Source organism: Tepidiforma sp., assembly GCF_034432735.1.
Taxonomy (GTDB): Bacteria; Chloroflexota; Dehalococcoidia; order Tepidiformales; family Tepidiformaceae; genus Tepidiforma.
The window spans coordinates 1-11,339 of record NZ_DAOUBJ010000149.1 but is presented as its reverse complement, the minus strand read 5'-3'; the positions used below and the strand labels follow the sequence as shown (position 1 = coordinate 11,339).

Annotated in this window: 12 protein-coding genes; 9 read left to right on the top strand and 3 right to left on the bottom strand. The window is 65.1% G+C overall.

What is annotated here, in order from left to right; translation table 11 throughout:
* A partial coding sequence (locus VAE53_RS12700) for a trypsin-like peptidase domain-containing protein (RefSeq protein WP_322819746.1) occupies window positions 1-213 on the bottom strand: 213 nt, incomplete at its 3' end.
* 432 nt (window positions 214-645) lie between these two features.
* On the opposite strand from VAE53_RS12700, the gene greA reads away from it, so the two are divergent.
* The 7 genes from greA (at window position 646) to sucC (ending at window position 7,263) form a co-directional block, all read left to right on the top strand.
* Window positions 646-1,110, top strand: a complete 465-nt coding sequence (gene greA / locus VAE53_RS12695) for a transcription elongation factor GreA (RefSeq protein WP_322819745.1) — start codon at window positions 646-648, stop codon at window positions 1,108-1,110.
* Window positions 1,111-1,186: 76 nt separating this feature from the next.
* Complete coding sequence (gene lysS / locus VAE53_RS12690) at window positions 1,187-2,656, top strand: lysine--tRNA ligase (RefSeq protein WP_322819744.1); 1,470 nt, start codon at window positions 1,187-1,189, stop codon at window positions 2,654-2,656.
* The gene (locus VAE53_RS12685) at window positions 2,656-3,156 is read left to right on the top strand and encodes an NUDIX domain-containing protein (RefSeq protein ID WP_322819743.1); all 501 of its coding nucleotides are present in this window, start codon (window positions 2,656-2,658) and stop codon (window positions 3,154-3,156) included. The genes lysS and VAE53_RS12685 overlap by 1 nt, the downstream gene beginning before the upstream one ends.
* 4 nt (window positions 3,157-3,160) lie before the next feature.
* Window positions 3,161-4,453 (top strand): serine--tRNA ligase, encoded by a 1,293-nt coding sequence (gene serS, locus VAE53_RS12680; protein ID WP_322819742.1) that lies wholly within the window; start codon window positions 3,161-3,163, stop codon window positions 4,451-4,453.
* Window positions 4,454-4,611: 158 nt separating this feature from the next.
* Complete coding sequence (locus tag VAE53_RS12675) at window positions 4,612-5,169, top strand: hypothetical protein (RefSeq protein WP_322819741.1); 558 nt, start codon at window positions 4,612-4,614, stop codon at window positions 5,167-5,169.
* Between the two features lie 59 nt (window positions 5,170-5,228).
* Window positions 5,229-6,002, top strand: a complete 774-nt coding sequence (locus tag VAE53_RS12670; protein WP_322819740.1) for a protein phosphatase 2C domain-containing protein — start codon at window positions 5,229-5,231, stop codon at window positions 6,000-6,002.
* Window positions 5,989-7,263 carry an ADP-forming succinate--CoA ligase subunit beta gene (gene sucC, locus VAE53_RS12665; protein WP_322819739.1) on the top strand — a complete coding sequence of 425 codons (1,275 nt, stop codon included), beginning with the start codon at window positions 5,989-5,991 and terminating at the stop codon, window positions 7,261-7,263. Before VAE53_RS12670 ends, sucC begins: the two co-directional genes overlap by 14 nt.
* A gap of 75 nt (window positions 7,264-7,338) precedes the next feature.
* Here the strand turns inward: sucC and VAE53_RS12660 are convergent, their stop codons facing one another.
* Window positions 7,339-7,974: an ATP-dependent Clp protease proteolytic subunit gene (locus VAE53_RS12660; RefSeq protein WP_369294055.1), complete on the bottom strand. Its 636-nt coding sequence runs from the start codon at window positions 7,972-7,974 to the stop codon at window positions 7,339-7,341.
* Between the two features lie 126 nt (window positions 7,975-8,100).
* Window positions 8,101-8,286, bottom strand: a complete 186-nt coding sequence (locus VAE53_RS12655; protein ID WP_322819737.1) for a hypothetical protein — start codon at window positions 8,284-8,286, stop codon at window positions 8,101-8,103.
* A 9-nt stretch (window positions 8,287-8,295) separates the two neighbouring features.
* On the opposite strand from VAE53_RS12655, the gene typA reads away from it, so the two are divergent.
* Both typA and VAE53_RS12645 read left to right on the top strand, forming a co-directional pair.
* Window positions 8,296-10,149 (top strand): translational GTPase TypA, encoded by a 1,854-nt coding sequence (gene typA / locus VAE53_RS12650; RefSeq protein ID WP_322819736.1) that lies wholly within the window; start codon window positions 8,296-8,298, stop codon window positions 10,147-10,149.
* A gap of 40 nt (window positions 10,150-10,189) precedes the next feature.
* Window positions 10,190-11,257: an alanine racemase gene (locus VAE53_RS12645; protein ID WP_322819735.1), complete on the top strand. Its 1,068-nt coding sequence runs from the start codon at window positions 10,190-10,192 to the stop codon at window positions 11,255-11,257.
* Window positions 11,258-11,339 lie beyond the last annotated feature (82 nt).

The following is an 11,339-nucleotide window of genomic DNA, read 5'->3' as shown; positions in this document are numbered from 1 at the left end:
GAATGGGTGGTCGTGGCCGATGAGCACGGCCGGCCGCTCGGTGCCGTCCGCGAACACGACCTTGAGGTCATCGGTGCCCATCACCACGTGGGCGTTCGTCAGGATGTAACCCTCCGGGCTGATTACCACGCCGCTCCCCACGTCGAGGCTGCGACGACTGGCGCTCTCTATTCGAACGACGGCGGGTCGCGCTTTTCGCACCGCGTCGGACACTGCAGTGGTAATGTCGACCGTGAGAGCTGCGGCTCCCCCGTTGCTCCCGGTTTCGGCGCCGGTGCTACTCGAGCCCTCTAGCCGCAGTGCCGCGAATCCGCCCACGAGGCCGCCGACGAGGGCCGCCGCGATGATGACGCCCGCCGCGAGAGCGATAGGGAGACGGAAGCCTGGTCGAGGTGAACGCGGAGGCGGCTCGCCGCTGTCGATTCGAGCAGGGTCGGCCTCTCGTTCGGCTCCCAGGGCACCGGGTGTGGGTGGGGGCCGCCAGATGCGGCCCTCCTCCAGAGGCGACCTGCCACTATCGTTGGTCATCGACGCTCCCCAGCTGTTTGCCGGCCCGTCCCGCGCGTGGGTATACTTTCGTGGGAACTGAGGCAACGCGCGGCCTCAGTTCCTTTGTTGTCGCGCGGCAATCGTAGGGTACGACATATGGAAAAGCCCGTTCCCCTCACTCGTGAAGGAAAAGCAAAGCTCGAACAGGAGCTCGAGCAGCTGCGTATCCGGCGGCGCGAGGTCGCGGAGATGATCCACAATGCGCAGGAACAGGGCACCTCGCAGGCAGACGCCGAATACGACGATGCGAAGCTCGAACAGGGGCGCGTCGAAGGCCGCATCCTCGAGATCGAGGACATCTTGCGCCGCGCCAAGATCATCGACGAGGAGGCAGCGCACGCGGCCGGCAGGGTGATGGTCGGTTCGACGGTAGAAGTCGACCAGGACGGCGTGGTTCGCACGTACCGCATCGTCGGCGGTCCCGAAGCCGACCCATTGAACGGGAAAATCTCCAACGACTCTCCGGTCGGCACGGCACTGCTCGGCAAGGCGGTGGGCGATGTGGTTTCGGTCAACGTGCCAAAGGGTGTCATCAAGCTCAAAGTGCTCAGAATCGACTGATTTTGCGGCATTGCGGAAAATGACGTCGTGACGGGCCGCCTGCAGAGCGGCCCGTCGTCGTGAAGGAGTGCCTCAAGTGGACGAACTGGTCGCGCAGCGAATAGCCAAGCTCGAAGAGCTGCGCCGCCTCGGTATCGACCCCTACCCGCCACGGTGGGAGCGAACGCACACCTCCCGCGAGGTCATCTCCCTCGTCGAGGCCCTCCCCGCCGAGCAGTCGGAGCTTACCGGCACCACCGTCCGGGTCGCGGGGCGCGTCATGGCCCGGCGCGACATGGGCAAGGCAACGTTCATGGATCTCCTCGATGGGGCTGGCCGCCTGCAGGTTCTGTTCCGGGCCAACCAGACCGAGGGCTACGACACGCTTCGGCTCGTGGACCTTGGCGACTTCATCGGCGTCGTCGGGACCCCCATCCGCACACGCACAGGCCAGCCGACCGTGCAGGCCGCCGGCTGGACGATGCTCGCCAAATCGCTCCACGCGCCACCTGAGAAGTACCACGGTCTCGCCGACCCCGACCTCCGCCAGCGGCGCCGCTACCTCGACCTGATGGCGAACGAGGAGACCCGACGGGTGTTCGAAATCCGCAGCCGAACGGTATCGGCCATCCGCCGCTTCCTCGATGACCGCGGATTCCTCGAAGTGGAGACGCCCATCCTGCAGGTCTCTGAAGGCGGTGCGGCCGCACGGCCGTTCGTGACGCATTTCAACGCGCTCGACGAGCCCCGCGTTCTGCGCATCAGTCTCGAACTCCACCTCAAGCGTCTCCTCGTCGGCGGCTTCGAGCGCGTGTACGAAATCGGGCGCAATTTTCGCAACGAAGGGATGAGCTTCAAGCACAACCCCGAGTTCACGATGCTCGAGTCCTACGAGGCTTACGCGGACTACAACGACGTTGCCCGGATGACCGAGGAGATGATCAGCACCGTTGCGCACCAGGTTCTCGGCACGACGGTCATCCACTTCCGTGGCCACGCAATCGATCTGGCGCCACCTTGGCGGCGACTTACCTTCATCGAGGCCTTGCGCGAATTTGGCGGACCCGACCTGGAGCGGCTCACCGATGCGGATTCCCTCCGAGAGGAGTTGCGACGAAGAGGGCTGGCCGTCACCGACCAGATGGGTTACGGGAAGCTCGCCGACGAGGCGATGTCGCACTACGTCGAGCCCAACCTCATCGAGCCCACGTTCCTGCTCGACTATCCGGTCGAGTTATCTCCCCTCGCGAAGCGAAAGCCCGACAACCCGCGCCTCGTCGAGCGATTCGAGTGCTTCATCGCTGGGTTCGAATGCGGCAATGCCTACACGGAGTTGAACGACCCCATCGACCAACGGAAGCGATTCGAACAGCAACTCGCCCTCAAGGCTGCGGGCGACGACGAGGTCGAGCTCGTGGACGAAGACTTCCTCTTCGCGCTCGAGCACGGCATGCCGCCCACGGGCGGATTCGGCATGGGCATCGACCGGCTCGTCATGCTGCTTACCGGTCAGTCCTCGATTCGGGAAGTCATCCTCTTCCCACCGGTTCGTTCGCTGGAAGACTGATGGGCGAGGAGGTCGAGCGCCACCATACGGCCACCGCGTACATCGTCGCGAGGGGCCGCACCCTTCTCCTCTGGCATCCTGGTCTGCGGATGTGGCTGCCTCCTGGCGGCCACCTCGAGCGCAACGAAGACCCGGTGCAGGGTGCCCTCCGCGAGGCCTACGAGGAAGCCGGTCTCGACGTCGAGGTGATCCCGCCCCGAGGGATGTTGCGTATCGAATACCCGCTCGTCCTACCTCCGCCGGCGGTCATCCTGATCGAGGACATCGTTCGGCCTGACCAGCCGTTCCATCAGCACATCGACCACGTGTACTTCACGCGGGCCGTGGTGCCGGTGGATCTCGATGCTCCGGTACCGCACGGGCCGCACCAGTGGGTAACGCTCGAAAGCCTCGCTCGCGCTATTGCGCTCCCGACGCCCGATGGTACGCTCGTGCCCGTCGCCGAGGACGTCCGACTCCTCGGAATCCGCGCCATCGAGGCCGCACGCGGAGAGCCGTAACCCCATGCTGAGTATCCAATTCATCCGCGAGAACGCCGAGCGCGTCCGCCGCGATATGCTCCTGCGCGGAGCCGACGTCAACATCGACCGCATCCTGCAGCTCGATGAACAACGGCGCGAACTCCTTCAACAGGTCGAACGGCTACGAGCCAAGCGGAACACTGCCAGCAAAGCCATCGGCGCGACCAAGGACGCCGCCGAGCGCGAACTCCGCATCGCCGAGATGCGCCTCGTGGGCGAAGAGATTCAACGGCTGGAAACCGACCTACGCGGCATCGAGCTGGAGCTCCAGCACCGCCTGTACGAAGTTCCGAACATCGTCGATGAAGCCGTGCCGCGCGGACCGGACGAGACCTCGAACCAAGTCGTCGAGACGTTCGGCGAGCCGCGCGTCTTCGATTTCGTGCCCCGCCCGCACTGGGAATTGGGCGTCATGGTCGATGGTCTCGACATCGAACGTGGGGCGCGAATGTCGGGCTCGCGGTTCTACGTTCTCAAGGGGCCGCTGGCGCGGCTCCAGCGGTCGCTCATTCAGTTCATGCTCAACGAGCACATCGGCGCGGGGTTTGTCGAGGCCTACGTGCCGTACATGCTTTCCGAGGCGTCCTTGCTGGCCTCCGGACAGCTTCCCAAGTTTCGTGACAACCTGTATCGCGATGCCGAGGAGGATTTCTACTTCATCCCCACGGCCGAGGTGGCGCTGGTGAATTACCACCGGGACGAGATCATCCCGCCCGGCGAACTTCCCCAGCGATTCGTCGCGCACACGCCCTGCTTCCGTCGCGAAAAGATGAGCGCTGGACGCGATGTCCGCGGCATCAAGCGGGGTCACCAATTCGAAAAGGTTGAAATGTTCGTCTATTGCGAACCGGAGCAAAGCGCAGCCGAGCTGGATGCACTCGTCCAGCGAGCGCGACATATCGCGGCTGCCCTCGGACTACCCCACCGCGTCGTCGCCCTGTGCAGTGGGGACCTCGGCTTCAACGCGGCACGGACCTTCGATCTCGAAGTATGGGCACCGGGACAGGCCGAATGGCTCGAGGTCAGCTCGGCGTCGAATTGCCTCGATTTCCAGGCGCGACGGGCGAACATCCGCTACCGCCCAACCCCCGAGGCGCAGCCCCGTCACCCCCACATGCTCAACGCGTCCGGCCTGGCGCTCCCGAGGACCGTTATCGCGGTGATGGAGAACTACCAGCAACCGGATGGAAGCATCGTCGTCCCGGACGTATTACGGCCGTACATGGGCTGCGACCTCATTCCCGCGGTGAAACCGGCACCACAGGCGAGGGATTGACCGGGCCTTTACCTACTGGTCCATTTCACACGCAAATTACACATCGGTGCGCAATTGACGGCGTCTGCAACACGCCTGCCGCCCAATATTCCCTTTGTGACAAGACAAACAAGCTTGAGGGCCCGTGAGCGGCCGGGCGAGCACGGGGAGGATTCACCATGGCATGTTTTCGTTCGATCGGCGGTGCGGTGGCGGTGGTCGCCCTTTTCGTTGGAGCTGTCGGTGCGGCTGACCGCGCCGGTGCCCAGTCTCCGCCAGAGCCTCCTTCACGATTCGTGGGCACCGTCACGGTCGATGGCCAGCCCGCGCCAGCCGGAACGCCGGTCGAGGCGCGGATCGGCGGAGTGAGCTGCGGCGTCACGACCGTCTTTTTGCAGGGTGGTCAGGCGCGCTACGTCATCGATGTCGCCGGGGCGGCGAGTCAGCCCGGCTGCGGTGCCGTTGGCACGACGATTACGTTCATCGTCGGCGGGAGCGCGGCGCCCCAAACCGGCGTCTGGCGGAATTACGAACTTACGCAACTGGACCTCGCCCTGGTGAGGGCCACGCCGACCCCGGCCTCCAGCCCGGCGGCCTCTCCCACGCCCCGGCCACCGGTGGCCGGCACCGGCCTCGCCGAGCAGGCAGGTCCAAGCACCTGGTGGGTCATCTCGATGGCCGCGCTCGGAGCGTTGGGGTTCATCGGCATGGGATGGGCGGCCTCGCGCCCCGGGTGAACCGATCGGTGGCGCTGGCTCCCGACTGCCCCGGGCACTTCCGTACCTGGGGCAGTATCGTGTTCGGCGTGACCAGCATCGCTTCCGGCGAAGCAGGTGGTTTCTGGTGGGCCGCTGCGACCGATGTCGGGCGACTCCGTTCGGAGAATCAGGACGACTGGCTCGTCGAACGCACGCCTCGAGGGCTGCTCTTCGCCGTGGCCGACGGCATGGGCGGTCACCCCAACGGTGCATGGGCGGCGCGTTTCGCTTGTCGGGAGTTGTTGGAAGGGGTCGCGACCGCTCCACCGGAAACGTCCTTCTCTCTCGCGGTCCTGACGGGCGCGCTGAACGACCGCCTGCGGTCGGAAGCGGAAGCGTTGGGTACCCCAGGTGCCGGTACCACGCTTACGGCGGCGCTCTTGGACGGGCGCACGCTTCGCTGGGTGCACGTCGGCGATTCCCGGCTGTACCGGTTCGATGGGAGCGCGCTTCAGCTCGTGACAAGGGATCACAATCTCGCTGCCGAGCCTGGCGGACACCCCCGGCTCGCCAACGTTCTCACCCGTTGCCTCGGCATGGCGGGCGAGCTGAAGCCCGACGCCGGGGAGGAGGACGAACCCGTCGGCATCATCCTCGCCACCGATGGCCTCTACCTTCATGTGAGCCCGGAAGCCCTGCTCGACACCATTCGTGCACCGGACCTGCCCCGAGCCGTCCGCGAGTTGGTCGCCCTCGCCAACTCGTCGGGCGGCCCGGACAACATCACGGTGTCGCTCGCGCTACCGGCTAGCGGCCGAAGGCGGTACGCTTCGTTCGCAATTCCTACCGGAGCACCCCATGAAGCTTCATGAGTACCAGGCGCGCGACTTGCTCGCGAAACACGGCGTTCCTGTGACCGCCGGCCGGGTCGCCAGCACTCCCGCCGAGGCCCGGAAGATCGCCCAGGAGCTCGGCGGAAAAGTCGTGGTGAAGGCACAGATCCACGCCGGTGGCCGGGGCAAAGGCCGTCTCGTGTCCCAGTCCGAGACGGCTGACATGTATCGGAGTTTGGTCCAGGACCCTGAGAACTACTCCGGCAAGGTCCGGGGCGAGCGCGTCGGCGGCGTCCGTCTGGCCGACACCCCCGAGGAGGCAGAAGAGGCCGCAGCGGCTATCCTCGGCAAGCACCTGGTGTCCATCCAAACGGGCCCGGAAGGCAAGCTGGTCAAGAACGTCCTCGTTGCGGAGCAGACGGACATCGCGAAAGAGTATTACCTCGCCGCGATCATCGACGGGATGCAGGGGTGCCCGCTCATCATGGCATCCGCCGAGGGAGGCCAAGAGATCGAGGTCGTCGCTCACAACAACCCGGATGCCATCGTCCGAATACCGGTGCCTGCCGCGGCTGGCTACTCACCCTACATCGCTCGCACCCTCGCCGCGCGGCTCGGGTTCGCGGGCGACCAAGCCGACCAGTTCGGAAAGGCCGTCGAGGGTCTCTACAAGACGCTCGTCGCAACCGACGCCAGCCTGGTCGAGATCAACCCGCTGGCGCTGACATCCGACGGGCGTGTCGTGGCCGTCGACGCAAAAATCAACATCGACGACAACGCACTCTTCCGGCAGAAAGAGCTCGCTGCCCTGCGGGACCGGGACGAGGAAGACCCGCTCGAGGTAAAGGCGCAGGAGCTCGGCGTGGCCAACTTCATCAAGCTCGATGGGAACATCGGCTGCATCGTCAACGGCGCCGGTCTGGCCATGGCCACGATGGACACGATCAAGCTCGCCGGCGGCGAGCCCGCCAACTTCCTCGACATCGGCACCGTGAACGACCCCCAGCGTGTGGTGAATGCGATGCGGGTCATTCTCGAGGACCCCTCGGTGAAGGCAATCCTCGTCAATATCTTCGGGGGTATGGCCCGCGTCGACATCATCGCTCAGGGGGTGATCGAAGCGCACAAGCAAATGAAGATCGACGTGCCGGTGGTGATGCGGCTCGTTGGCACCAATCTCGCCGAAGGCGAGCAGCTTATCGAGGCCTCCGGGCTGCCTCTCATTCGAGCCAACGAACTCTTCGAGGCGGCGAAGAAGGCAGTCGAGGCGGCGAACGCAACGTCGGCACCTGCCCGCTGACGGGATCCGAGATTCAGCACAACTGACGGGGCGCCAGTTCTGGCGCCCCGTCAGTTTCTCCGCTGCTTCCTGGCCTCAGCCCGCGGCGACCTTGCCGTTCGGGCTGGCGTCGCCCTTGGGTGGTCGGTCGAGGATCTCATCGATGAGACCGTATTCCTTGGCGGCCGGCGGGTCGAGCCAGAAGTCCCGGTCGGTATCGTGCTCGATTTTCTCCATCGGCTGGCCGGTTCGCTCCTGGATAATCGTGCGAAGGACCCGCTGGAGCCGGAGCGTCTCGCGAGCCTGGATTTCGATATCGCGTGCCTGTCCCTGCGCACCGCCGAGCACCTGATGGAGGTGAATCGTGCTGTGTGGGAGCGCGTAGCGCTTGCCCTTCGCTCCCGAGCAGAGGATGACGGTGCCCATGCTGGCAGCGAGGCCCATGCAGAGCGTGGATACCTGAGGCCGAATCAGGTTCATCGTGTCGTAAATCGCCAGCCCGGCCGTCACGCTTCCGCCCGGGCAGTTGATGTACATCATGATGTCCTTCTCATCGTCCTCGCGAGCGAGATAGAGGAGCTGGGCGACGACGATGTTGGCCACCATCGCATCGATCGGCGTGCCGAGGAAGACGATCCGTTCCTTCAAGAGGAGCGAGTAGATGTCGTAGGCGCGTTCACGGCGGCCATCGCTCTCGATGACGAACGGCATGATGTCCTGGGGCCGGACCAGGTCCGCATCCGGCCGCTTCCCCGCTACGAGTTCCTGGATCAGGTCGTAACTGCTGCTCATGCCGACCCTCCCTTCGAGTCTCCATTCAGTGTGCGGCTACCGGCCGAGATCCGCAAAGGTTCGACATCACACTCCTGGCGTTGCTATGGGATGGCTATCGCCCGGGTCGACCATGTGGGCCCCCTGGCCAGTGACCTTGCCTTTGGCGCGTGCGGGAACGGCCAAGCCTGGCTGGTCGTTCTCCCGCTCGTCCTGCACCGGCCCCACCCGGAGAGCGCGTTGCGCCTTCACCGCACGGTCGCCCTCCCGCACACTGAAATTATGCGCGAGCGCCGCTCCGACCTCCGAAACGTCGCCATCGTCGCCCACGTCGACCACGGGAAGACCACGCTCGTCGATGCCCTGCTCAAGCAGGCCCGGGTCTTTCGCGAGAACGAACAGGTGGGGGAGCTCATCCTCGATTCGAATCCGCTCGAGCGTGAGAAGGGCATCACCATCATGGCGAAGAATGCTGCCATCGAGCACCGCGGCGTCCGGATCAACATCATCGATACTCCCGGTCACGCCGATTTCGGCGGTGAGGTAGAGCGCGTTCTGAACATGGCCGATGGCTGCCTCGTCGTGGTCGACGCCGCCGAAGGCCCAATGCCGCAGACGCGTTTCGTTCTCCGCAAGGCGCTCGAGCTTGGTCTCTATCCTGTGGTCGTAATCAACAAGATCGACCGTCCGAATGCGCGGCCGGCGGCGGTGCTCGAAGCAACCTCCGACCTCTTTCTCGAACTCGCAACGCGTGACTATCAGCTCGACTTCCCGGTGATCTACGCCAGCGCGCGAGACGGCTACGCAGGTACCACCCCTCAGGTCCGTGGCGGCGATATGGAGCCCCTCTTCGAGGCGATCATCCGCCACGTGCCCGGGCCGGAGGGCGACCCGGCGGCGCCGTTCCGAATGCTCGTGACGACCCTGCTCTATGACAGCTACCGCGGTCGAATCGCCGTCGGTCGCATTACCGACGGGGCCGTGCGCCCGGGCATGGCAATCCAGCGCTTCGATCACGTGGGCTCGGCTGCGCCTTTCCGCGTTGGGCAGGTATTCGGTTTCCGTGGCCTCGACCGGGTCGAGCTGAGCGAGGCTATCGCAGGTGACATCGTCGCTGTCACTGGAGTCGCCGACGTTCTCATTGGGCAAACGCTCGCCTCACCCGAGGTGACGGAGCCACTGCCAGCTATCGTTCTCGAGCCGCCGGCGGTCAAGATGACCTTTCGCGTCAACGATTCTCCGTTCGCGGGGCGAGAGGGTGAATACGTCACGAGTCGCCAGCTTCGTGAGCGCCTCTTCCGAGAGCTCGAGACGAACATCGCTTTGCGAGTGGAGGAAGGCGACGCTCCGGACCAGTTCACCGTCAGCGGACGCGGCGAGCTTCACCTCGCTATCCTCGTCGAGACGATGCGCCGCGAGGGATACGAGTTCGCGGTCACGCGGCCGGAAGTCATCGTTCGGGAAACCCCAGCGGGGCGCGAGGAGCCGTTCGAACGGCTTTACGTCGAAGCGCCAGAGTCGGCGACCGGCTTTCTCATCGAGTCGCTTTCGGGTCGCAAAGCGCAGATGGTCGGGATGCATTCCGGTGAAGATGGCCGCGTGCGCCTCGAGTTCGATATCCCGACACGCGGTCTGATCGGATTCCGGGACGTCTTCATCACTGGGACGGGCGGCGAAGGCATCATGAATACCGAGTACCTGGGCTACCGACCTTGGGCAGGGGAAATAAGCCGCCATCGCTCCGGTGCGCTGGTCGCTAGCGAGACCGGCACTGCGCTCGCCTACGGAATCGCTGCCGCGCAGGAGCGGGGCATATTGTTCATCAGTCCGGGTGACGAGGTGTACACCGGAATGGTCGTCGGCCTCCACAGCCGCGACAACGACCTCGATGTCAATGTTTGCCGGGCGAAGCACCTTACGAACATCCGCAGTTCGACGGCGGACATCGCGGTCAAGCTCGTCCCTCCCCAGCCACCTTCGCTCGAACAGGCCCTTACCCTCATCGCGCCGGACGAGGTGGTCGAGGTGACCCCGAAGTCGATCCGGATTCGAAAGGCCGAACTCAATCCCGCGATGCGGGCGAAGGAGGCGCGCCGGGCGAAGTTCGCCGCGGCCGAGGGGGGCCGCAGGACCTAGCCGCTGGCGAGTAGGCCAGGCGGCCGGTACAGTCGCCGCCATGCGCATCGACGATATCGATACCCCTGCGCTCGTCCTCGACCTCGACGCAGTAGAAGACAACATCGCGACCATGGCGAACCTGCTAGCTGGCACGGGGGTTCGGCTTCGGCCGCACTTCAAGACCCCGAAATGCCCGCAGGTGGCGCGAATGCAGCTCGAGGCAGGGGCCATCGGTATAACCGTCGCCAAGCTCGGTGAGGCAGAGGTCCTCGCAGACGCCGGACTTGGCCCTATCCTCCTCGCGAACCAAATCGTGGGCGGGCCAAAATTGAGCCGCCTCGTGGCCCTCCTCCGCCGCGGTGTCGATCTCACCGTCGCGGTCGAATCCGAACACCACGTGCGCGAGCTGGCTGCCGCTGCCCGGGAGGCCGGGGTCTGCGCTGCTGCTGTCATCGAAATCGACGCTGGCATGCGGCGCTGTGGAACCGCCGCGCCGGCGGAGACGGTCAGGCTCGCCCGACTACTGCTCGACGAGGGAGTCGATTTCCGCGGGATCATGGGCTACGAGGGGCACATGTATGGACAGCCCGAGCCGAGTGCCCGCGAGGCGCTCATCCACTCGGCACTCGAGGTCGTTCGCCGGCACGTCGAAGCGCTTGCCGAAGCCGGCATTCCGCCAACGATCGTATCGACGTCGGGCACCGCGAGTGTGCATATCGCCGTGCGCGAACCGTTCGTGACCGAGGTTCAGGCCGGGACCTATGTGTTCAACGACCTTCACAACGAGGAATTCGTTCCCGGCAGGTTTCGATTCGCACTGACATTGCTCACGACGATCATCGCTGTGAAGGATCGCTACGCGGTGGCCGATTGCGGCATGAAGTCACTGACGAACGAATTCGGCCCGCCGGTATCCGCCGATGGTCGGCTTCGGGCGGCGCGGTTGAGCGAAGAACACGCCATCATCGTCGGCGAGGGCGTGGGCGAGCTAGGTCCTGGAGCGCGGGTCGAGCTCATCCCGAGCCACGGGGACACGACGATAAACCTCCACGAGGTCTACTACGTCCGCCGTGGGGGCGAAATCGTCGACACTTGGCCAATTCTAGCGGCGCGGCGTTTTCGCTGACGCCGGTAGAATCGGAGGTGAGGGCAATGTCCCGGGCCGTCGGGTAGAGCCCAAGGAGGAGGAATCATGCGGAAGTGCCCGT

Coding starts and splice junctions, on each gene's coding strand:
- VAE53_RS12675 (WP_322819741.1), top strand. CDS start 4,612: ATGGCATGTTTTCGTTCGATCGGCGGTGCGGTGGCGGTGGTCGCCCTT.
- typA (WP_322819736.1), top strand. CDS start 8,296: ATGCGCGAGCGCCGCTCCGACCTCCGAAACGTCGCCATCGTCGCCCAC.
- VAE53_RS12685 (WP_322819743.1), top strand. CDS start 2,656: ATGGGCGAGGAGGTCGAGCGCCACCATACGGCCACCGCGTACATCGTC.
- serS (WP_322819742.1), top strand. CDS start 3,161: ATGCTGAGTATCCAATTCATCCGCGAGAACGCCGAGCGCGTCCGCCGC.
- sucC (WP_322819739.1), top strand. CDS start 5,989: ATGAAGCTTCATGAGTACCAGGCGCGCGACTTGCTCGCGAAACACGGC.
- greA (WP_322819745.1), top strand. CDS start 646: ATGGAAAAGCCCGTTCCCCTCACTCGTGAAGGAAAAGCAAAGCTCGAA.
- VAE53_RS12645 (WP_322819735.1), top strand. CDS start 10,190: ATGCGCATCGACGATATCGATACCCCTGCGCTCGTCCTCGACCTCGAC.